Origin of the sequence: Brucella oryzae, assembly GCF_041929965.1 — a bacterium.
GTDB classification, from domain to species: domain Bacteria; phylum Pseudomonadota; class Alphaproteobacteria; order Rhizobiales; family Rhizobiaceae; genus Brucella; species Brucella oryzae.
This window is the reverse complement of record NZ_JBHEEO010000004.1, coordinates 178,069-198,264: the sequence shown is the minus strand read 5'-3', so window position 1 is coordinate 198,264 and position 20,196 is coordinate 178,069. Positions and strand designations below refer to the sequence as shown.

Sequence of the window (20,196 nt, the reverse complement as noted above, 5' to 3'; positions counted from 1 at the left end):
CTATCAACCTCCGAAGCTCAGCTTGAGAATCGCAAAAATGCAGGCAAAGCCGACCACCGCCGTAAAGAAGGTGTTCAGCATCACCAGCACGACCTTCATGCCTTCGCCATGCACATAATCTTCGATAATGACCTGCATACCCAGACGCATGTGATAAACGCCGGTCAGGACGAACAGCGCCATCACGATTGCCGTGAAGGGATGCGACAGAGCAGCCCGGGCTTCCGCATAGCTGGCGCCATTGAGCGAAATAACCAGACCGATGAAAAACATCACCAGCGGCACCAGAGCAACCGCACTCAGGCGCTGATACCAGAAATGACCGGTGCCTTCCTTGGCCGACCCAAGCCCCCGAACCTTGCCGAGCGGGGTACGCATATCATTGTTCATACCGTTCATGAAACCTGCTCCCCTTAACGCACCGAATAGGCAACGACCCAGACGAGGATCGTGGCGATGATGGAGAAAACAACGGTCGTCCAGGCGATCTTCGAAGCCGTGTGCTTTTCAAGACCTGCGCCCGTATCCCAGATCAGGTGACGAACGCCACCGGCCAGATGGTGCAGAAGCGCCCAGGTATAGCCGAACAGGATCAGGCGACCGATCCAGGACGAGAACAATGCGCTGACGAAATTGAAGCACTCTTCGCTGACTGCAGCCGAAATCAACCAGGCCGCCAGCAACAAGGTGCCGAAGTAAAGTGCGCCGCCTGTGATGCGATGGACGATGGACATCGTCATCGTAATGACAGGCTTGTAGATGGACAGGTGCGGCGACAAAGGACGCTGACGCGTTACAGTCGGTTGTGTCATGGCTCTGTAGGCTTCCCTGACGTTTCTCTCCGGCAACACCCCGCTGACGAAGATCAGCGAAGCAGCCGGATTGCGGGTTCTCCCGAACCCTCGTTCGATGTCATCCAAAGCGCAGGGAACCGGACTTTACGATCCCGCGCCGGTACGACCCAATAAATTATGGCTGGACCGTGGCGTACGGCCCTATGTGGCGCTTTCTACTGCGCTTTTACCATCACGTCAAAGAAGCTTTTTCACGAAAAGACTAACAATTGGTCGCACCTGGGCGACACATTCGCGTGATTGCGGCATTCAAACGATTGAAGACCGCAATAGGCAAAAACATGTGTAATTTCATCAACTTTCGGGAAATCGATTAATTACCGAATCGAATCACATAGCTCGACCAGTCCGCAGCCGTGGCAATCTGTTCATAGAGCTTGCGCCCGTCTTCCGGCACACGCGGCGCATTGAGCACCAGCTTGGACCAGCTGCGCTCTTCGGCCTTGTCGGCAAGCACGTCGATCAGCGCCTTGGCTATGCCTTTTCCACGATGATCGTGATGCACGTAGATATGATCCACCTGCCCGGCACGCAGCCCCGTCACGGGTTCGGGCAGATCATAGAAGATCACAAAGCCGACCAGATTGCCGTCAACCCTGGCCCCCAGCGTTTCAGCGGCGCGATCCTGAAGCAGGTGCTCGGCATAAAAATCATCGGGGCGACGTGGAGCACCGCGCTTCAGCGCCTGCGCATAGCTTGCCAGCAGCGGCGCAAATTCGTGGGCATCACGCAGATGGAGGAGCGCAATATCGACGGCATGATCTTGGGTCATTCAACGTTCCTTGGCGTTTCCAACTCTTCCGCCTGCAACCTGCTAAGCAGTAGCGCACGGGAAGACCGGTTCGATTTTAGCCAGCACGGATGACAAAGGTAAAGAAAGAGTTAAGATAGTCCTCATTCTCTTTGGGATCATGCATGATGAGGCTCTATCAACGATGGCAAACCGCAAACGGATGACGCTTGGTCTGGCTGTCGTCGGCGCTCTTGCGCTGACCGGTCCCGCGCTTGCCGAAGAAGCGGTGCGCTCTCTTGATGCATCGGGAAATCTTGTCATCCAGATGCCGGACAACGGCGCGAAGATCATTCGGATCGGGGTAGCACGGAAAACGGTTTCGCCCTCGCCGCAGCGCGTCAGGATCATTTCCGCGCCCCGCGATAATGCCGTCGCCTATATCGTCGCCAGACCCAACAACACCTGCGAAAGCGCAATCGTGCTGCACGGACGCTCTTTCATGTATGGGATCGACCGCGGAGAAACGCCGGTTCTGGAACATCCCGACTGCGGCTATCGATAAGCTTCGTTCAACGCCCGGTCTTTGAGCGGAATTCCACAACGTTCTCGTCTATCAGTATCGGCAAAGCGGTGCGGACACAGTTGCGTCCGCTTTTCTTCGCTTCATAAAGCGCGCCATCGGTCCGTTTGTAGAGATCGGAGAACACATCGTCGAATTCCATTTCGGCGACACCGAAGCTCGCCGTGAATGCGATAACGCCGTTCTTGCCCTGAATATGGATATCGGGGCAGGCAAGTCGGGCCCTGTCGGCAAATCGCCAGGCGGATTGAACCGTATTGCCCGGCAGGATAACCGCGAATTCCTCGCCGCCCACGCGGGCAGCAATTCCGCCTTTGGCGCTGGCCGCTTGACGCAGCTCGGTGGAAAAGGCCGCAATGACGCGGTCTCCCAGAGCATGACCATGCGTGTCGTTGATTGCCTTGAAGTGATCAATATCGCACAAAACAAGCGACAAAGCCTGCCGCATGCGCTTCGATTTTTCGATTGCGGCTTCGGCACGGAACTCGAAACCGCGCCGGTTGAGCAAGGTCGAAAGCTGGTCCGTTTCCGAACGGATCAGCATATTGGTAATCAACTCTCGCATCAGACTCAAAAGCAGGAGCAGCCCACCCGCAACGGAAAGAGCCGCACCAATCGACTGCGAGAACATCGCGTAGGTCGTATCAGTATAATCGGCAGGTTCAGCTCCTGTGCCTCCCGACAACATGGCGATAACCGGCTTGAACAGAAAATGGATTGCGCTGATGCCGAACAGCACCGCCATCAAGGTGTCGATACCGTTGCGATCCACACGCAGGATCACCCATACCGCAAGAAGGAGCACCAGGAAATAGGGCGCCTGATAAAGCAGCATGCCCGCCATCTGGCTGCGGGCAATGTCATATATTCCGTAGACCACGGCAAAGGACGCAATTGTCAGCAGACCGAGCGCAATCCACGGCACCGGTCGGGCATACATTCGAGCCAGACCGACGACCAGACATGACAATGTCAGATAGTAAGTCGCAAAGGCGAGCATATAGCCGAGACGAGGATTGGGAATGGAGGGCATGGCAAGCTCTGTCAGGAAATAGAGCATTGCGAAAATAAAGCCGAAGGCGAAGACAGGCGCTGCCGCATTATCCCGCGCATAAACGGCAATGCCGAGAAATGCGAAAGCAAACAGACCGGAAACGGTCATGTTGATCAGGAGGATAAAGTCGGCTCCATTCATCGATGCTCTTCCCCGTGCCGACCCTCAAAGACTCTGGACGCCAGCCACCCGCCCCCTCCTACAATCAAAGCGTGAAAAAGCTGCTAATATGCAGCCAAAGAAAAACCGCCGGGATGAGCCGGCGGTTTGATCTTTCGGAAAGCGCTTCAAAAACGCCTCATCTGATGTGAACCCTCAGTTCCACTCGCGAATATCGACGAAATGTCCGGCGATAGCAGCAGCGGCGGCCATGGCTGGCGACACAAGATGTGTGCGGCCCTTGAAGCCCTGACGACCCTCGAAATTACGGTTCGAGGTCGAAGCGCAACGTTCGCCCGGCTTCAGGCGGTCGTCGTTCATGGCAAGGCACATGGAGCAGCCCGGCTCACGCCAGTCAAAACCGGCTTCGATGAAGATCTTGTCGAGGCCTTCGGCTTCCGCCTGCTCCTTCACCAGACCGGAGCCCGGCACGATCATGGCGTTTACGCCAGCAGCAACCCTCTTGCCTTCGGCCATGCGTGCAGCATCGCGCAAATCCTCGATGCGGCCATTGGTACAGGAGCCGATAAAGACGCGGTCGATCTTGATGTCGGTCATCTTAGTGCCCGGCTTCAGGCCCATGTAATCAAGAGCACGCCACTTCGATGCACGCTTGGTTTCGTCCTTGATATCGTCCGGATTCGGCACGATGTCGGTAACGAACACAACGTCTTCCGGCGAAGAGCCCCAGGAGACGACCGGCGAAATCTTGGCCGCATCCAGCTCGACGATCTTGTCGAAATGCGCGCCTTCATCCGAATGCAGCGTCTTCCAGTAGGAAATCGCCTGTTCCAGCGCTTCGCCCTTCGGCGCGCGCGGCTTGCCCTGCACATAGGCGAATGTCGTCTCGTCCGGTGCGATCAGACCAGCGCGAGCGCCGCCTTCAATCGACATGTTGCAGACGGTCATGCGACCTTCCATCGACAGCGAACGAATGGCGCTGCCCGCATATTCGATCACGTAACCGGTGCCGCCTGCGGTGCCGATTTCGCCGATGATGGCGAGCGTGATGTCCTTGGCAGTGACACCTGGAGCCAGTTCACCCTCAACACGCACCAGCATGTTCTTGGCTTTCTTCTGGATCAGCGTCTGGGTCGCGAGCACATGCTCGACTTCCGACGTGCCGATACCATGCGCCAGCGAACCGAAGGCACCATGCGTCGAGGTGTGGCTGTCCCCGCAAACAATCGTCATGCCCGGCAGGGTGAAGCCCTGCTCCGGTCCGACGATGTGCACGACGCCCTGACGGCGATCACGCTCGGAATAATATTCGACGTTGAAATCGGCAGCATTCTTGGCCAGAGCCTCGACCTGAATGCGGCTTTCCTCGTTCTTGATGCCGTTGATGCGGTCCGGCGAGGTCGGAACATTGTGGTCGACCACGGCCAGTGTCTTTTCTGGATGACGCACCTTGCGGCCCGCCATGCGCAGCCCTTCAAAAGCCTGCGGACTCGTCACTTCGTGCACAAGATGGCGATCAATATAAAGGAGGCAGGTTCCGTCTTCCTGCTGATCCACTACATGGTCGTCCCAGATCTTGTCGTAAAGTGTACGCGGCGCGCTCATTGCGAGAGGTCCTTTGAATAGTTCGTAGAGCATTTCCAGCAAAAGTGTGAAACGGTTTTGCGTGGGCAAATGCGTGAAAAAAATAGTTAGGGCGGTTCCGACGATTCAGGCCTTGACTGGAACCGCTCTAACTTCCTGTCATATGCACCCGCCGCCACGGTTCGTCAAGAAACTGAAACCGCAACAGGGTGTCGCAGTAACAATCTTGCGAGATATTGGCAGAATTAAGCAATATGTTACGCAGCCCTCTGCCTTTGGCAAATAAAAAAGGCGACCCGAGGCCGCCCTTTTCAAACAGATTGCTGTGAAGCTTATTCAGCAGCAGCCTTTGCGGCGGCGTCACGTTCGGCGGCGCGCTTGTCAGCTTCGCGCTCGGCCTTGGTGCGGTTGTCCTTCTTCTCAGCAATACGTGCAGCCTTACCGGTGAGGCCACGCAGGTAGTAAAGCTTCGCACGGCGGACCTTGCCGCGGCGAACGAGTTCAACGCCTTCGACGACTGGCGAGTAAACCGGGAATACGCGTTCTACACCTTCGCCATACGAAATCTTGCGAACGGTGAAGTTTTCATTGAGACCAGCGCCGGAACGGGCAATGCAGACGCCTTCATAGGCCTGTACGCGGGTACGCGTACCTTCGGTGACGCGAACCTGAACGCGAACGGTGTCGCCTGGCTGGAAATCTGGAAGCTTGCGCTTTTCTTCGATCTTTGCTGCCTGTTCGGCTTCAAGCTGACGAATGATATCGGTCATCGTCTGACTCCTTCTGAATTCTTCTCAAACAGTCAGAGCGCTCTACACTTGCCGCCAAGCAATCCTTGGCCCTGCGGCTATGCCTTCAATCTCAGGCAGGAGCGGTACACCATTTATTGGTTTACGGACGTCTCGGGCTTTGCCCGAACGAGATATTAGTATCGGGTTTCCCCGAACTGGCAGGCACATACAGCATCACGGAGGATTTGTCACGCCCTGTCATAAATTTTCGTAGCCAGCCCCGCAGGACTGTGCCACAATTATCGTCAACAATAAGAAATTAAATCGTAAACAACTATAAAAGTTGTTACTAAAATGGGGACAATATGACAATCACGAATCCATCACCCTCTTTGTACAACGAGGATCTGGCACCAGCAGAAGAGCGTAAATGGGGCGCCTTCAGTATTTTCAACGTCTGGACATCGGATGTTCACAGCCTCTGGGGCTATTATCTTGCCGCAAGCCTGTTTCTTCTGTGCGGGAGTTTCTTAAACTTTGTCATAGCCATCGGTGCGGGATCACTGGTCATTTTCTTCCTGATGAGCCTGGTTGGCAATGCCGGCGTGCGAACAGGCGTGCCTTTCCCGGTGCTGGCTCGTGCATCTTTCGGCACATTTGGAGCCAATTTTCCAGCACTCGTTCGCGGCGTCGTCGCCTGTTTCTGGTATGGCGCACAGACGGCTGCCGCTTCCGGCGCGCTCGTCGCGCTGTTTATACGCAACGAAAGCATGCTGTCCTTTCATCAGAACAGCCATCTTCTTGGCCACTCCACCCTCGAAGTCATCTGCTATGTTCTGGTTTGGGCCGCTCAGCTTCTCATCATCCAGCGTGGTATGGAAACTGTCCGCAAATTTCAGGACTGGGCCGGTCCGGCAGTCTGGATCATGATGCTTATCCTGGCTGTTTATCTGGTCATCAAAGCTGGTACTTTCTCCTTCGGCAGCGAAATTCCACGCGATGTGCTCATCGAGAAAACGCGCGATGCAGGTGTTACAGGCGAGCCGGGATCTTTTGCAGCTCTCGCCGCCGTTGCGGCCACCTGGATTACCTATTTTGCGGCACTCTATCTGAATTTCTGCGACTTCTCGCGCTATGCCAAAGATGAAGCATCCCTGCGGCGTGGCAATCTATGGGGCCTGCCGGTCAATCTTCTGGCCTTCTGCCTTGTCGCCGGCGTCACCACGACCGCTGCCTTTACCGTTTATGGGGAAGTTCTGCTCCATCCGGACCAGATTTCGGCAAAGTTCGATAGCTGGTTCCTTGCGCTCCTTGCCGCACTCACCTTTACCGTCGCAACGCTCGGCATCAATGTGGTTGCAAACTTCGTTTCCGCAGCATTCGATTTCTCCAACACATTTCCGCAAAAAGTCTCGTTCAAGCGGGGCGGTGTTATCGCGGCGCTGATCGCGCTGATCCTCTACCCGTTTGCGCCATGGGAAACCGGTGCAGCGCATTTCGTCAACTTCCTCGGTTCCACCATGGGGCCTATCTTCGGAATCATGATGGTCGACTATTATCTGCTCCGTCGCGGGCAACTCAATGTGGCCGATCTTTATCAGGAAAATGGTGAATTCCGGTTCCAGAATGGCTGGCACGTCAAGGCTTTCATCGCTTTCGCCATTGGCGCACTGTTCTCGTCTGTCCTGCCAATGACCACCAATCTCCTGCCTAGCTGGTGGGCAACCTATGGCTGGTTCTTCGGCGTGGGCATTGGCGGCAGCGTCTATTTTGTGCTGCGCAGGTCGCAGACAGAACTTCGCAGTCCTGCAAATCAGCACTCTGCCTGATCAAGAAAACGAAAATGTCCGGCATAAAAACCGGGCATTTTTATTTAGAGCGCATCCCGAAAAGTGTGAAGCGCCTACACAGGGAAATCAGTACACTGGACTGATTTCTGATCCTGCTTCGATCAGAAGATACGCGTCAAAACAAAACGTTAGGGCACCGATCTGATCCAATCAGATCAAAACGCGCTCTAACGGCCAATCCGGCCAAGATGCGTATCCTGAAAACCTGATCCATATTTGAGACCGAAGCCCAGAGCGCGGTCGATACCGATATGCACGGACCAAATCAGGGCCATGGCGATGCAGACCTGCCAGTTCATCGCCCAACCCAGCACTGCCAAAAGTACAACACCGATCCAGCTGTGGGCGATATTGTAGACAACCGCACCTGTGCGCGGACCTTTGAGATAACCGAAGAACGAAAGATCGGGTGCCAGAATGAATATCGCGAAAAGCCACCAGCTTGCGCCACTGACCCAATAGGCTCCCAGCGCCAGCAGCGCGAGGGAAAGACTTTCAAGCCGCTGGATCAGGTTCATTTGCGTTTGCCCTCGCAATAGACTTCCCAAAGATCGGGGCGCCGTTCCCTGGTGATCCGTTCGGCCTGTCCGTGCCGCCATTTATCGATGGCGCCATGATTGCCGGAGGTCAGGATTTCGGGAATGGACCGATCTTCCCAAACCTGCGGACGCGTATAATGCGGATGTTCGAGCAATCCTGTCTCGAAACTTTCGGTCTCACCGGATTCGCGATTGCCCATCACGCCCGGCAAAAGCCGGACAATTGCATCCAACAGAACTATTGCTGCAGTTTCTCCGCCCGACAGAATATAATCACCGATCGATACTTCCTCGAGATTACGTGCCTCGATCACGCGCTCATCCACGCCCTCGAACCGTCCGCAGAGAATGATCGCGCCCGGTCCATCTGCCAGTTCACGCACACGCTTTTGCGTCAGCGGTTTTCCGCGCGGGCTCATCAGAAGCATCGGGCGATGGCCATCGGCAACGGAATCGAGTGCGCGGGCGATGACATCCGGCTTCATCACCATGCCAGCACCACCGCCAGAGGGTGTGTCATCGACCATACGATGCCGCCCTTCCGCAAAATCGCGAATCTGCACCGCATCGAGCTGCCATTTGGCCTCACCGAGCGCCTTGCCGGCAAGCGAAGCGCCAAGCGGCCCAGGAAACATTTCAGGATAAAGCGTCAGCACGGATGCATGAAAGAAATCAGCTCTGTCATCGACCTTGGAAACTTCGATCATGACTTCTTCGGCTTTTTCTTTTCGCTCTGCGGACGCTCATCCTCATCCTCGGCAATCAATCCGGCGGCATAGGGCTCGACCAGCAGCGTGCCCTTGTCCAGATCGATCTCCGGCACGGCAGCCTCCGTGAAAGGAATAAGCATCGGGCGCTTGCCCTTTTCGCTAAGCTCGATGAGGTCGCCGCCGCCGAAATCGAAGAGCGCGCTCACCACACCATAGGTCTTGCCTTCGGCATCCACCGCCAGCAAACCGATCAGGTCGGTCTGGAAGAATTCGTCTTCATCCAGTTCGTCGTCCGGCAGCTGCGAACGATCGATGAAAAGCTCCTTCCCGTTCAACGCCTCGGCGGCATTGCGGTCGTTGATGCCCTTGAAGCGCACGACCACGACCGTCTTGGCCGGGCGGGCTTCCAGAACCTCATAGCTCTTGCCCTGTTCGTCATAGAGCAGGCCGTAATCGGCGATGGCCAGCGGATCGCCGGTAAAAGTCTTCACGCGCACTTCGCCGCGCGTGCCATGGGCGGCGCCGATAACGGCGAGCTGGATCGGGTTTTCTGGACGCGGCATTGCCAACCTTGTTTCTGCTGCTCGGATGGAACTATTTTTTGTTCCATAGCTCTTTCGTCAGCTCAATTCACCTCATTTCGTAAGAATAGTGCTTTTCACTCCACGAACAACCAGCCGGTAACCTATCGCTGGCAGACTATCCGCAAATCCAGAACTAAGACCGGCTTGATTATGACGACGAACAGCGAATTTCTGATCCCCGCCCGTGCCGATCTCGCAGCGGCGCGTGAAGAATGGCTGAAGATGCTGAAAGATGCGCGCCGCCTGTCGGAAAATACGCTCGAAGCCTATGAGCGCGACACACGCCAGTTTCTCAATTTCCTGACCGGCCATCTGGGCGAACCGCCATCGCTGAAAGATGTTGGCAATCTGCGGGTCGCCGATCTGCGCTCCTTCCTGGCCAGCCGCCGCAATGAAGGTGTTGGTGCCCGAACGCTCGGGCGCGGGCTTGCCGGTGTGCGCTCGCTTCTGCGCCATCTGGAAAAGCGCGGCCTTGCCAATGCAGCAGGCGCAAGCGCCATGCGCGCACCGCGTCAGCCGAAATCACTGCCAAAGCCGCTGACCGCCGAAGACGCCCGGCGCGTGGTTGCCGCCGATGGCCAGATGGCAGAGGAGCCATGGATCGCCGCGCGCAACGCTGCCGTCCTGACCTTGCTCTATGGCTGCGGCCTGCGCATATCGGAAGCGCTCGGCCTCATGGGCGATGCGCTATCCGACGGCGCCGCCCTCTCGATCACCATCACCGGCAAGGGTAACAAGGCCCGCCTCGTGCCCTTGCTGCCCATCGTGCACCGCGCCGTCGCGCAATATCGGGCGCTGTGCCCGTTCGATCTTTCGGCCGACAAGCCGCTTTTTCGCGGGGCCAAGGGCGGTGTTCTGCATGCCGCGATCATCCAGCGCGAAATGCAGAAGCTGCGCGCCGGGCTCGGCCTGCCCGACAGCGCCACACCCCATGCGCTGCGCCATTCCTTTGCCACCCACCTTCTCGGGCGCGGTGGCGATCTCAGGACGATCCAGGAACTGCTTGGCCATGCAAGCCTATCGACCACTCAGGTCTATACCGGCGTGGACACCGAGCGGCTTCTGGAGGTTTACGACAAAGCGCATCCGCGGGCTTAATATTGGTCTCGCATCGGCGAAAACCGGACCTATATTACCCTTATGAAAAAGCTGCTTCTCATTCTTCTTTATGCATGTCTGGCAGGCGCAACATCTGCCCGTGCCGACGATGCATCTGCCATCTGCGCCATGCACGGCGTCAATCTCATTGACGGGCTTGAGACCAAGAATCCGGCAAGCTGGAAGGAATTGCAGCGCGAAGCTGATGCCGTTCCCAATCGAAAAGGACTTCTCTGGAAAATTGATAAGGACGGCATCCAACCATCCTATCTCTTCGGCACGATCCATCTTTCCGATCCCCGGGTGGTAACATTGCCAGAGGCCGCCGACACGGCCTATCGGTCGGCGAGTACTGTTGTCATCGAAACAACAGATATTCTGGATCCCAAGGTCTTCCTACGCCTCAAGCTTGAACAACCCGACCTGCTGCTCTTCACCGATGGCAGCACGTTGAAGTCGCATCTTCCGGCAGAACGGCGTGAAGAAATAGAACAGAAACTCGCGGACCGCGGTATCGTTCTCGACGCGGTCGCAAAAATGAAGCCATGGGTTCTGTCCAGCCTGCTGGCACTTCCAAAATGCGAGCGGGAACGCAAAAGCGAAGGCGAGAAATCGCTCGATGAGCGTCTGGCTCTTGATGCGCAGGCCGAAGGCCGCAATGTGCAGGGGCTTGAAAGCGCTGCCGAGCAGCTTGAGGCCATGAACAGGATGCCGCTCGACTTCCATCTCCGAAATCTGGTCGCTTCCGTCGACTATGGCGACAAGATCGAGGACGCCATGGAAACGACAACCGCATTATACCTTGCGGGCGAAATCGGGATGATTATGCCCGCGCTTCGGAAAATCGTGCCTGACGGACTTTCCGAAGCAGACTATGAACTATTTCTAAAATATCTCATTTCCGACCGTAATCACATTATGGCAGAGCGTGCTGTTCCGATCATCGACAAGGGAAATGCCTTTATTGCCGTCGGCGCCCTGCACCTGCCCGGCAAGGACGGGATAATCGAATTGCTGCGTACAAAGGGCTATCGAGTGACCCCGCTATAAATTCTGTGCGCTTGAATATTGCTAACCGGCTTTCAGATCGGTGATGCTGTTTTCAATAGCCGTAATATTGAGTTCGAGTTCGGCAATCTGTCTCAGTATGGATTTTCCCGGAAGTGCTTCTTCCCTAGCCGCCTCGTCCAGAAGCTTGAACTGTTCATCGCGTAGAAGCGAAGAGAGCCTTTCGAAACGTTCAATGGTTTTCAGATTTTCTTTCGACGGCATAATGTCATTCCTCAAATTTCGGTATGGTTTCTGAACGCTTATCAGTGCTTTACAGTGATAAAGCCTGGATAGCCAGTTGATCGACCATAATCCTGCTTACCGAAGCACTTCCATGGTTGAATATACATAGCAATATGCAGTTTCGTCCGGGTTAACGGCACCCTCGTCGCACGCCTTCGTACAGCTATTAATCCATATCCCTTCTTATATTGGAGTTTTGGGAACTATCTACTTTTTTTTGCATTAATATACACCGGGTTTGTTATCACAACGCAGGACGACACGCATCAGAAACGGTCAGAGCACGGATTGTCTCATGAATGACCGCAATGCCCGGTCAACTGTCGCTTCCAACTATCACTTCGATAACGGAAGAGACCATTGGAGGAACCCATTATGGTTGATCCCCTTGATCCACGAAACACCGATCCGCGGTCTTCAGACCCGTCCGGCCAATCGGGAATGCCGCCACCCCCACCAAACCGCGGCGGAAGCGGTTATCTGCTGGGCGCTGTGCTTCTGGCTGCGATCATCATTCTCGGTTATTTCTTTTACCGGAATGGCAGCGGAACCGACAGCGCCGCCCCACCCTCGCCGCCACCGGCAACGCAGAGCGAGCCCGCAACACCGGCTCCAGCCCCGCCAGCACAAAATTAAATATCGAAAAAGGCCCGCTCGCGCGGGCCTTTTCACAATCACTGAAATGGCAGCCAATCACATATGGATCGGCTTGGCGAAGGTTGCCAGAGCCGATTCGCGCACGGCTTCCGACATGGTCGGATGGGCATGGCAGGTGCGGGCCAAATCTTCTGACGAACCGCCGAATTCCATCAGCACGGCCAGTTCGTGGATCATTTCACCGGCATTGTAGCCGAGAATATGCGCACCCAGAACGCGATCCGTCGCCTTGTCGGCCAGGATTTTCACGAAACCGTCGGTGTGCAGCATGGCGCGCGCGCGACCATTGGCCGTGAACGGGAACTTGCCGATCTTGTATTCGATACCGGCAGCTTTCAGTTCTTCCTCGGTCTTGCCGACGGAAGCCACTTCCGGCTGCGTGTAGACGACGCTCGGAATGACATCGAAATTCACGTGACCGGCCTGACCGGCAATGATTTCGGCAACCGCAATGCCTTCGTCCTCAGCCTTGTGCGCCAGCATCGGCCCCTGCACCACATCACCGATGGCATAAATGCCTTCGACATTGGTGCGCCAATGATCATCGATCGAAACGCGGCCGCGATCGTCGACATTTACGCCCACTTCCTGCAAGCCGAGACCATCGGTGTACGGACGGCGGCCGGTCGCGATCAGAACCGCATCGGCTTCAAGCGTTTCAGCCGCGCCGCCCTTGACCGGCTCAAAAGTCACTTTCGCGCCCTTTGCGGCCTTTTCCACGCCCGTCACCTTGGCGCCGAGCTTGAAGGCAATGCCCTGCTTTTCGAGAAGGCGCTGGAACTGCTTCGACACTTCGCCGTCCATGGGGCCAAGCACCTTGTCGAGATATTCGACCACCGTGACCTTCGCCCCGAGACGCGCCCAGACGGAACCGAGTTCCAGACCGATCACGCCGCCGCCGACAACAATCAGGCTGCCCGGAACCTTGTCAAAGGAAAGCGCGCCGGTCGAGGAAACAATGACCTTCTCGTCAATATCGACCTTGACGCCCGGAATGCCCGCCACGTCCGAGCCGGTTGCAATGATGATGTTCTTTGCTTCGATTTCCTCGACCTTGCCGTCTTCGGCGGTCACAGAAACCTTGCCCTTGGCGACGATCTTGCCGGTGCCGATGTAAGGTGTGATCTTGTTCTTCTTGAACAGGAACTCGACGCCCGAGACATTGGCCTTCACGGTCGTGTCCTTGTGCGCCAGCATCTTTTCCAGATTGAGCTTCGGCGTTACTTCCACGCCGAGTGTGTCGAAGGAATGACCGGCTTCGGCAAACACTTCCGACGCATGCAGAAGCGCCTTGGAGGGAATGCAGCCGATATTCAGGCAGGTGCCACCGAAGGTCTTGCGCTTTTCCACCACGGCAACCTTGAGGCCGAGCTGTGCAGCCTTGATCGCGGCGACATAACCGCCGGGACCCGTACCGATGACAACCACATCGTATGACATTGAACTATCCTTCTTCAGTCTGTCCTGAACGTTTTCGAACCCCCGGTTCATCCGGGCCCGTTCTCTCATTCGCAATTATATCCATCCAACCGGCCCCCATGGGCTGCCGGTCATTCCTCGTCGGGCGTGCATCCCTGAAAGCGGAATGCTTCCCACTGAAGCGGCTTTTCGGGCTTTGCCGCTCCAAAATCATAACCATCGAGCGCCGTCACCAGATCAGGCAGTAGGATCGCCTGCGCCGCCGGTTCATCCGCCTTGGGCAGGACATCGGCTTCCGCGCCGTCCTTCAGCGCGTAGATGACGCTCTGCCAGATGCTGCAATCGTCAAGATCCTCCGGATTGGAACCATCGCCCTTGCAGTTGAAGGTCAGCAGCGCATAGGGACGCGCCACGCCCTCCTCCGGCCAGATCACCATGCCGTTCAGCTTGAACTCCGGCTTGTCATTGGCCGTAATGGTGAATTCATTCGTCGGGGCCGGTGTCATTTTCAGGTCGTTCGGCTGTTCCGGGCGGAAGGTCAGTGTATAGGCATCGTCGCGATCGCGATAAATCGCCCGGTTCTGGGTGCAGGCTGCCTGAACCGCAGTGGAGAAAACCGTGAGCGCCAGCACCGACATGGCCGTGACGTTGAGAAACTTTTTCGCGGTATGCATCTGTCGGTTCTCCCTGAATGTTCCGGCTGAGCTTTTCCGGCAGCGAATCTTCGGCATCCGAAGATAAGGATTACATAGCCTTTTCGGTGGCAAGTTTCAGCCCCAGCGCGATGAAGACAACACCGCTGGCCCGATCGATCCATTTGGACGCGCGCGAGAAGGCCGCGCGCATCTTCGGCGTCGTCATGAAAAGGCTGACGCCGACGAACCAGGAGATCAAGGCGGTTGCCATCACAATACCGTAACCAAGCTTCACTTCGGTCGGTGTATGGGCATGAACGACGGTGGAGAAAATCGACAGGAAGAAGAACACGGCCTTGGGGTTCAGCGCATTGGCGGCAAAGCCGAGGCCGAATGCCTTGGCAAAACTCTGCTGCTTGCGCAGTTCCTTCGGCGCCGTTTCCACGTCGATCTTCGTCGTTCCCGCCCGCAGCGCCTTGATCCCGATATAAACCAGATAGGCCACACCGCACCATTTGACGATGTTGAACAGATAGATCGATTTGGAAATGATGAGCCCGAGACCCAGCACCGTATAGGTGACATGCATCATCAGGGCGGCACCAATGCCGAAGCTCGTGATGATCGCCTCGCGGCGGCCATGCAGCAGCGATTGCCGGATAACCATGGCGAGATCGGCGCCAGGGGAAACGATGGCAAAGACGAAAATCGCCATCAGGGATGCAAGTTCGAACAGATAGGGATGCATCGCGTTTCCTTCATTGCACGCATTTCACGCGCAGGCTGTCATCACAGAACCAAAGCCAGAAGCATCACTCCGAGCCCCACCAGACCAATGAGCCAGACGAAGGAACGGAAATAGGGAATGCCCGCCAGATAAAGCGGAATATAGATAATGCGGCTGAAAAACCACAGCCACGCCCCGAGGATACCCCATCCGGACGGGTCGCCTTTCAGCACGAGCGCCAGCGCCAGACCGATGAAAGCCGGATAGGTTTCACGGAAATTGGCAGAAGCCCGCTCCGCGCGACCGGCAAACTTGCCGGAGGGTTTCAGCCCCTCGTCGCGCGGACCGGCATTCCATTGAGAGCCGAGTTCCTTCGTCGCCGCAAAGCCCTGCAGGAGGATATGAACCACCAGCAGAACAACGCTCAAGCCGACCAGCGGCAGAAACGGCGATGCGGAGAAGATGCCCGGCTCCATCATTTTTCCTTAGAGGTCGAGAACCAGACGTTCCGGATCTTCCAGGCTTTCCTTGACGCGCACAAGGAAGGTCACGGCTTCCTTGCCATCCACGATACGGTGATCGTAGGAAAGCGCCAGATACATCATCGGGCGGATCACGATCTGACCGCCGACGACAACCGGACGTTCCTGGATCTTGTGCATGCCGAGGATACCCGACTGCGGAGCGTTCAGGATCGGCGAAGACATCAGCGAACCGTACACGCCGCCATTGGTGATGGTGAACGTGCCGCCCTGCATGTCGGCCATGGACAGCGAACCGTCGCGAGCGGCCTTGGCCAGACGTCCCAGTTCCTTTTCGATCTCCGCAATCGACATGCTGTCGGCATCACGGATGACCGGAACCACAAGGCCCTTGTCCGTGCCGACGGCCATGCCGACATGGGCGAAATTCTTGTAGATGATGTCGGTGCCGTCGATCTCGGCATTGACCGCCGGGATTTCCTTCAGCGCATGGGTCACGGCCTTGGTGAAGAAGCCCATGAAGCCGAGCTTCACGCCATGCTTCTTCTCGAAGATGTCCTTGTACTTGGTGCGCAGTTCCATGACCGCAGACATGTCGACTTCATTATAGGTCGTCAGCATGGCGGCGGTGTTCTGGGCATCCTTCAGACGCTTGGCGATGGTCTGGCGCAGGCGGGTCATCTTCACGCGTTCTTCGCGCGATGCGTCGTCAGCCGAAGATGCCGGGCGGGCAGCAGCCGGTGCGGCCGGAGCCGGTGCAGCCGATACACCCTTTGCGATGGCGTCGAGAACGTCACCCTTCAGCACCTGGCCGCGCTTGCCGGAACCGTCCACCTGGTCGGCGGAAAGGTTATTTTCTGAAAGCAGCTTGGCAGCGGCAGGCGCTGGCTGCATCGCCGGGCCCGACGAAGCCGAAGCGATGGGTGCTGCAGCCGGTGCGGCAGCAGCAGGCTTGGCTTCTTCCTTCTTCGCAGCAGGAGCCGCAGCGACGGCAGAGCCATCGGTGGAAATCTGGCCCAGAAGCGCATTGACCTCGACCGTGTCGCCTTCCTTGGCCGTGATTTCAGCCAGCACGCCAGCAGCAGCAGCCGGAACTTCCACTGTCACCTTGTCGGTTTCCAGTTCCACCAGCGGTTCGTCGATAGCGATGGCATCGCCGACCTTCTTGAACCATTTTCCGATGGTTGCCTCAGTAACGGACTCCCCAAGCGTGGGAACGCGAATTTCGGTGGCCATGGTTTCTTCTTCCGTTGATCTTCAAACTTTGGATTTTGTGTTCAATTCAGGTTGGAGCAGTTTCGAAAAACTGCTCCAAAACTCTAACCCGGATCAGTTACCGAGCGCATCCTCAAGGAAAGCGGCAAGCTGCGCAAGATGCTTCGACATCAGACCCGTTGCAGGCGATGCCGCGGCCGGACGGCCCGCATAGCGGACGCGCTGATGCTTGGCGTCGATATGGGCCAGCACCCATTCCAGATACGGGTCGATGAACGACCACGCGCCCATGTTCTTCGGCTCTTCCTGACACCAGACCATTTCCGCATGGCGGAAGCGCGACAGCTCATTAATGAGCGCCTTGGCCGGGAACGGATAAAGCTGTTCGACACGCAGCAGATAGACATCATCGATGCCGCGCTTTTCACGCTCTTCGTAAAGGTCGTAATAGACCTTGCCCGAGCAGAGCACGACGCGACGGATTTTTGCGTCCTTCTGGAGCTTGATGCCTTCGTCCTTGTTGTACTGCGCATCGTCCCACAGCAGGCGGTGGAACGAGGATTCACCCGACATTTCGGCAAGCGTCGAAACGGCGCGCTTGTGACGCAGCAGCGACTTCGGCGTCATCATGATGAGCGGCTTGCGGAAATCACGCTTCATCTGGCGGCGCAGAATATGGAAGTAGTTGGCTGGCGTCGTGACGTTTGCCACCTGCATGTTGTCTTCGGCACAGAGCTGGAGATAGCGTTCCAGACGAGCCGAGGAGTGTTCCGGACCCTGACCTTCATAGCCGTGCGGCAGAAGGCAGACGAGGCCGGACATACGCAGCCACTTGCGTTCGCCGGACGAGATGAACTGGTCGAACACGACCTGTGCACCATTGGCGAAATCGCCGAACTGGGCTTCCCACAGAACCAGAGCGCGCGGATCGGACAGCGAATAACCGTATTCGTAGCCAAGAACGGCTTCTTCCGAGAGCATCGAGTTGATGACCTCGTAGATCGCTTGGCCCTTCTGGATATTGTTGAGCGGAATATAGCGATTCTGGCTCTCCTGATCGTAGAGAACCGTATGACGCTGCGAGAAGGTGCCGCGCTCGACATCCTGACCCGACAGGCGGATCGGATTGCCTTCGGCAACCAGCGAGCCGAAAGCCAGCGATTCTGCCGTCGCCCAGTCAATCCCTTCGCCCGTTTCCATCATCTTGGCACGGTTGTCGAGGAAGCGCTGGATCGTGCGGTGAACGTGGAAGTCCTTCGGCACTTCGACCAGCTTCTTGCCGATTTCCTTGAGCGTCTTCATCGGAACGGCAGTCTTGCCGCGACGCTGTTCGTCGGCATTGTCGGCAGTACGCAGACCAGCCCACGCGCCATCCAGCCAGTCGGCCTTGTTCGGCTTGTAGCTCTGTCCGGCATCGAATTCAGTTTCCAGATTTTCGCGCCACTGCGCTTTCATCTGGTCGATCTCTTCCTGCTTGATCAGGCCTTCCGCGATCAGCTTGTCGCTATAGAGCTGAACCGTGGTCTTGTGCGCACGGATCGCCTTGTACATCAACGGCTGGGTGAAGGACGGCTCGTCGCCTTCGTTGTGACCGAAGCGGCGATAGCAGAACATGTCGATGACCACCGGTTTGTGGAAGGTCATGCGGAACTCGGTCGCAACCTTGGCGGCAAACACCACCGCTTCCGGGTCGTCGCCATTGACGTGGAAGATCGGCGCTTCGATCATCTTCGCCACATCCGACGGATAAGGCGACGAACGCGAGAAGGCCGGATTGGTGGTGAAACCGATCTGGTTGTTGATGATAAAGTGAACCGTACCCGCGACCCGGTGGCCTTTCAGGCCCGAAAGACCGAGACACTCGGCCACGACACCCTGACCCGCAAAGGCGGCATCGCCATGCAGGAGCAGCGGCAGAACCTTGGCGCGCGTTGCGAGCGGCACCATGTCGTCACGATTACGGCCGGCCAGCAGATCCTGCTTGGCGCGGGCCTTGCCCATCACGACAGGGTTGACGATTTCCAGATGCGATGGGTTGGCGGTCAGCGACAGGTGGACCTTGTTGCCGTCGAACTCACGGTCCGAGGAAGCGCCCAGATGGTACTTCACGTCGCCCGAGCCTTCCACGTCGTCCGGCGCATAGGAGCCGCCCTTGAATTCGTGGAAGATGGCGCGGTGCGGCTTGCCCATGACCTGGCTGAGCACGTTCAGACGGCCACGATGGGCCATGCCGAAGATGATTTCCTTGACGCCCATGGCGCCGCCGCGCTTGACGATCTGCTCAAGAGCGGGAATCAGCGATTCACCGCCGTCGAGACCGAAACGCTTGGTGCCCTTGTACTTGACGTCGATGAACTGCTCGAAACCTTCCGCTTCGATAAGCTTCGACAGGATTGCCTTCTTCCCTTCCGGCGTGAAAGCAACCTTCTTGTCCGGACCTTCGATACGTTCCTGGATCCAGGCCTTTTCAGCCGGATCGGAAATATGCATGAACTCGACGCCGATCGTGCCGCAATAGGTACGCTTCAAAATGTCGAGCATTTCCGGCACGGTTGCATATTCGAGGCCGAGCACGTTGTCGATGAAGATCTTGCGATTGTAGTCGGCAGGCGTGAAACCGTAGTTTTCCGGCTCCAGCTCGTTATAATCGTTTGGCTTTTCGGAAAGACCGAGCGGATCGAGATTGGCGTGCAGATGGCCGCGCATGCGGTAGGCGCGGATCATCATGATGGCGCGAACGCTGTCGCGTGCAGCCTGCGTGATCTCTTCGCTGGTAAGGGCTACGCCGGTCGCACCCTTCGCTTCGCCCTTTGCAGCCTTGCCTTTCAGCTTGTCGGTGACATGCTTTTCGACCTCGGCCCAGTTGCCGTCGAGCGCAGAAACGAGCTCGCCATTGGCAGCAATCGGCCAGTTCTTTCTGGTCCAGCTGGGACCTTCCGCATTCTTCTTCACATCGTCGGCATTGTCGCCCAGCTTCGCGAAGAAGTCGCGCCACTGTGGATCGACCGAATTCGGATCGTCCTCATATTTGGCGTACAGCTCCTCGATATAGTCGGCATTGCCGCCATAGAGGAATGAAGTGAGGGCGAAAACGTCGTTGGCCCGATCTGGGGCTTGTTCCTGCCTTGCCATAGCCTATCCGGAGCAGTGCTCCGTCTCCTTGTCAGCGGCTCATCTGCGCGGGCCGGAAGCTTTTGACCTTCATCCCTCACGCCGCCGGGGAGGAACCGCTACAGACCCCGGCATATAACTAAACTCTACGCGTCGGAACGGATATCCGCTCCTCCAGGCCGGATCACATGACCCGCTTTATGCTAAACCCGGCAGCGGC

21 protein-coding genes are annotated in these 20,196 nt (G+C 56.9%); 5 read left to right on the top strand and 16 right to left on the bottom strand.

The genetic code is table 11. From position 1 onward, the window contains the following. Nucleotides 1–3: 3 nt before the first annotated feature. The 3 genes from sdhD to JNC70_RS05835 all read right to left on the bottom strand — a co-directional run bounded on the left by sdhD (nucleotide 4) and on the right by JNC70_RS05835 (nucleotide 1,626). Entirely contained in the window at nucleotides 4–399 is a 396-nt protein-coding gene (sdhD, locus tag JNC70_RS05845; RefSeq protein WP_104755036.1) for a succinate dehydrogenase, hydrophobic membrane anchor protein, read from the bottom strand. A 14-nt stretch (nucleotides 400–413) separates the two neighbouring features. Continuing rightward, entirely contained in the window at nucleotides 414–812 is a 399-nt protein-coding gene (sdhC, locus tag JNC70_RS05840; RefSeq protein WP_104755037.1) for a succinate dehydrogenase, cytochrome b556 subunit, read from the bottom strand. A 355-nt stretch (nucleotides 813–1,167) separates the two neighbouring features. Beyond that, nucleotides 1,168–1,626 carry a GNAT family N-acetyltransferase gene (locus tag JNC70_RS05835; protein WP_104755038.1) on the bottom strand — a complete coding sequence of 153 codons (459 nt, stop codon included), beginning with the start codon at nucleotides 1,624–1,626 and terminating at the stop codon, nucleotides 1,168–1,170. A 163-nt stretch (nucleotides 1,627–1,789) separates the two neighbouring features. Between JNC70_RS05835 and JNC70_RS05830 the strand changes: the two genes are divergently transcribed. Beyond that, nucleotides 1,790–2,149 (top strand): hypothetical protein, encoded by a 360-nt coding sequence (locus JNC70_RS05830; RefSeq protein WP_104755039.1) that lies wholly within the window; start codon nucleotides 1,790–1,792, stop codon nucleotides 2,147–2,149. A 7-nt stretch (nucleotides 2,150–2,156) separates the two neighbouring features. Here JNC70_RS05830 and JNC70_RS05825 read toward each other — a convergent pair whose 3' ends face one another. The 3 genes from JNC70_RS05825 to rplS form a co-directional block, all read right to left on the bottom strand. Next, on the bottom strand, nucleotides 2,157–3,362 hold the full coding sequence (locus tag JNC70_RS05825) for a GGDEF domain-containing protein (protein ID WP_104755040.1): 1,206 nt from the start codon (nucleotides 3,360–3,362) through the stop codon (nucleotides 2,157–2,159). Nucleotides 3,363–3,536: 174 nt separating this feature from the next. Continuing rightward, nucleotides 3,537–4,946, bottom strand: coding sequence for a 3-isopropylmalate dehydratase large subunit (leuC, locus tag JNC70_RS05820; RefSeq protein WP_104755041.1), 1,410 nt, complete (start codon nucleotides 4,944–4,946; stop codon nucleotides 3,537–3,539). 311 nt (nucleotides 4,947–5,257) lie between these two features. Then, nucleotides 5,258–5,695: a 50S ribosomal protein L19 gene (rplS, locus tag JNC70_RS05815; RefSeq protein WP_104755043.1), complete on the bottom strand. Its 438-nt coding sequence runs from the start codon at nucleotides 5,693–5,695 to the stop codon at nucleotides 5,258–5,260. A 326-nt stretch (nucleotides 5,696–6,021) separates the two neighbouring features. On the opposite strand from rplS, the gene JNC70_RS05810 reads away from it, so the two are divergent. Next, nucleotides 6,022–7,485 carry an NCS1 family nucleobase:cation symporter-1 gene (locus tag JNC70_RS05810; protein ID WP_104755044.1) on the top strand — a complete coding sequence of 488 codons (1,464 nt, stop codon included), beginning with the start codon at nucleotides 6,022–6,024 and terminating at the stop codon, nucleotides 7,483–7,485. Nucleotides 7,486–7,673: 188 nt separating this feature from the next. Here JNC70_RS05810 and JNC70_RS05805 read toward each other — a convergent pair whose 3' ends face one another. Genes JNC70_RS05805 through rimM form a run of 3 tightly spaced genes read right to left on the bottom strand, consistent with a single transcriptional unit; the run spans nucleotide 7,674 to nucleotide 9,318 of the window. Continuing rightward, nucleotides 7,674–8,024 carry a DUF4260 domain-containing protein gene (locus JNC70_RS05805; RefSeq protein WP_104755045.1) on the bottom strand — a complete coding sequence of 117 codons (351 nt, stop codon included), beginning with the start codon at nucleotides 8,022–8,024 and terminating at the stop codon, nucleotides 7,674–7,676. Beyond that, a complete protein-coding gene (gene trmD / locus JNC70_RS05800; RefSeq protein ID WP_104755046.1) occupies nucleotides 8,021–8,752 on the bottom strand; it encodes a tRNA (guanosine(37)-N1)-methyltransferase TrmD in 732 nt (243 codons plus the stop codon). Before trmD ends, JNC70_RS05805 begins: the two co-directional genes overlap by 4 nt. Beyond that, a complete protein-coding gene (gene rimM, locus JNC70_RS05795) occupies nucleotides 8,749–9,318 on the bottom strand; it encodes a ribosome maturation factor RimM (RefSeq protein ID WP_104755047.1) in 570 nt (189 codons plus the stop codon). The genes trmD and rimM overlap by 4 nt, the downstream gene beginning before the upstream one ends. 171 nt (nucleotides 9,319–9,489) lie before the next feature. Between rimM and JNC70_RS05790 the strand changes: the two genes are divergently transcribed. Next, a complete protein-coding gene (locus tag JNC70_RS05790; RefSeq protein ID WP_104755048.1) occupies nucleotides 9,490–10,437 on the top strand; it encodes a tyrosine recombinase XerC in 948 nt (315 codons plus the stop codon). A 42-nt stretch (nucleotides 10,438–10,479) separates the two neighbouring features. Further along, nucleotides 10,480–11,487, top strand: coding sequence for a TraB/GumN family protein (locus tag JNC70_RS05785; RefSeq protein ID WP_104755049.1), 1,008 nt, complete (start codon nucleotides 10,480–10,482; stop codon nucleotides 11,485–11,487). Between the two features lie 21 nt (nucleotides 11,488–11,508). Here JNC70_RS05785 and JNC70_RS05780 read toward each other — a convergent pair whose 3' ends face one another. Then, nucleotides 11,509–11,709 (bottom strand): hypothetical protein, encoded by a 201-nt coding sequence (locus JNC70_RS05780; RefSeq protein WP_104755050.1) that lies wholly within the window; start codon nucleotides 11,707–11,709, stop codon nucleotides 11,509–11,511. A 396-nt stretch (nucleotides 11,710–12,105) separates the two neighbouring features. Here JNC70_RS05780 and JNC70_RS05775 point away from each other — a divergent pair, with 396 nt between their 5' ends. Beyond that, nucleotides 12,106–12,366, top strand: a complete 261-nt coding sequence (locus JNC70_RS05775; RefSeq protein WP_104755051.1) for a hypothetical protein — start codon at nucleotides 12,106–12,108, stop codon at nucleotides 12,364–12,366. A 57-nt stretch (nucleotides 12,367–12,423) separates the two neighbouring features. Here JNC70_RS05775 and lpdA read toward each other — a convergent pair whose 3' ends face one another. The 6 genes from lpdA to JNC70_RS05745 form a co-directional block, all read right to left on the bottom strand. Then, nucleotides 12,424–13,827: a dihydrolipoyl dehydrogenase gene (gene lpdA / locus JNC70_RS05770; protein WP_104755215.1), complete on the bottom strand. Its 1,404-nt coding sequence runs from the start codon at nucleotides 13,825–13,827 to the stop codon at nucleotides 12,424–12,426. Between the two features lie 110 nt (nucleotides 13,828–13,937). Then, on the bottom strand, nucleotides 13,938–14,480 hold the full coding sequence (locus tag JNC70_RS05765) for a hypothetical protein (RefSeq protein WP_104755052.1): 543 nt from the start codon (nucleotides 14,478–14,480) through the stop codon (nucleotides 13,938–13,940). Between the two features lie 70 nt (nucleotides 14,481–14,550). Next, complete coding sequence (locus JNC70_RS05760; RefSeq protein WP_104755053.1) at nucleotides 14,551–15,189, bottom strand: LysE family transporter; 639 nt, start codon at nucleotides 15,187–15,189, stop codon at nucleotides 14,551–14,553. A gap of 41 nt (nucleotides 15,190–15,230) precedes the next feature. Continuing rightward, complete coding sequence (locus JNC70_RS05755; protein WP_104755054.1) at nucleotides 15,231–15,644, bottom strand: MAPEG family protein; 414 nt, start codon at nucleotides 15,642–15,644, stop codon at nucleotides 15,231–15,233. A 9-nt stretch (nucleotides 15,645–15,653) separates the two neighbouring features. Then, the gene (odhB, locus tag JNC70_RS05750) at nucleotides 15,654–16,886 is read right to left on the bottom strand and encodes a 2-oxoglutarate dehydrogenase complex dihydrolipoyllysine-residue succinyltransferase (protein ID WP_104755055.1); all 1,233 of its coding nucleotides are present in this window, start codon (nucleotides 16,884–16,886) and stop codon (nucleotides 15,654–15,656) included. Between the two features lie 93 nt (nucleotides 16,887–16,979). Further along, complete coding sequence (locus JNC70_RS05745) at nucleotides 16,980–19,997, bottom strand: 2-oxoglutarate dehydrogenase E1 component (RefSeq protein WP_104755056.1); 3,018 nt, start codon at nucleotides 19,995–19,997, stop codon at nucleotides 16,980–16,982. Between the last annotated feature and the right edge of the window lie 199 nt (nucleotides 19,998–20,196).

Coding starts and splice junctions, on each gene's coding strand:
- sdhD (WP_104755036.1), bottom strand. CDS start 399: ATGAACGGTATGAACAATGATATGCGTACCCCGCTCGGCAAGGTTCGG.
- sdhC (WP_104755037.1), bottom strand. CDS start 812: ATGACACAACCGACTGTAACGCGTCAGCGTCCTTTGTCGCCGCACCTG.
- JNC70_RS05835 (WP_104755038.1), bottom strand. CDS start 1,626: ATGACCCAAGATCATGCCGTCGATATTGCGCTCCTCCATCTGCGTGAT.
- JNC70_RS05830 (WP_104755039.1), top strand. CDS start 1,790: ATGGCAAACCGCAAACGGATGACGCTTGGTCTGGCTGTCGTCGGCGCT.
- JNC70_RS05825 (WP_104755040.1), bottom strand. CDS start 3,362: ATGAATGGAGCCGACTTTATCCTCCTGATCAACATGACCGTTTCCGGT.
- leuC (WP_104755041.1), bottom strand. CDS start 4,946: ATGAGCGCGCCGCGTACACTTTACGACAAGATCTGGGACGACCATGTA.
- rplS (WP_104755043.1), bottom strand. CDS start 5,695: ATGACCGATATCATTCGTCAGCTTGAAGCCGAACAGGCAGCAAAGATC.
- JNC70_RS05810 (WP_104755044.1), top strand. CDS start 6,022: ATGACAATCACGAATCCATCACCCTCTTTGTACAACGAGGATCTGGCA.
- JNC70_RS05805 (WP_104755045.1), bottom strand. CDS start 8,024: ATGAACCTGATCCAGCGGCTTGAAAGTCTTTCCCTCGCGCTGCTGGCG.
- trmD (WP_104755046.1), bottom strand. CDS start 8,752: ATGATCGAAGTTTCCAAGGTCGATGACAGAGCTGATTTCTTTCATGCA.
- rimM (WP_104755047.1), bottom strand. CDS start 9,318: ATGCCGCGTCCAGAAAACCCGATCCAGCTCGCCGTTATCGGCGCCGCC.
- JNC70_RS05790 (WP_104755048.1), top strand. CDS start 9,490: ATGACGACGAACAGCGAATTTCTGATCCCCGCCCGTGCCGATCTCGCA.
- JNC70_RS05785 (WP_104755049.1), top strand. CDS start 10,480: ATGAAAAAGCTGCTTCTCATTCTTCTTTATGCATGTCTGGCAGGCGCA.
- JNC70_RS05780 (WP_104755050.1), bottom strand. CDS start 11,709: ATGCCGTCGAAAGAAAATCTGAAAACCATTGAACGTTTCGAAAGGCTC.
- JNC70_RS05775 (WP_104755051.1), top strand. CDS start 12,106: ATGGTTGATCCCCTTGATCCACGAAACACCGATCCGCGGTCTTCAGAC.
- lpdA (WP_104755215.1), bottom strand. CDS start 13,827: ATGTCATACGATGTGGTTGTCATCGGTACGGGTCCCGGCGGTTATGTC.
- JNC70_RS05765 (WP_104755052.1), bottom strand. CDS start 14,480: ATGCATACCGCGAAAAAGTTTCTCAACGTCACGGCCATGTCGGTGCTG.
- JNC70_RS05760 (WP_104755053.1), bottom strand. CDS start 15,189: ATGCATCCCTATCTGTTCGAACTTGCATCCCTGATGGCGATTTTCGTC.
- JNC70_RS05755 (WP_104755054.1), bottom strand. CDS start 15,644: ATGGAGCCGGGCATCTTCTCCGCATCGCCGTTTCTGCCGCTGGTCGGC.
- odhB (WP_104755055.1), bottom strand. CDS start 16,886: ATGGCCACCGAAATTCGCGTTCCCACGCTTGGGGAGTCCGTTACTGAG.
- JNC70_RS05745 (WP_104755056.1), bottom strand. CDS start 19,997: ATGGCAAGGCAGGAACAAGCCCCAGATCGGGCCAACGACGTTTTCGCC.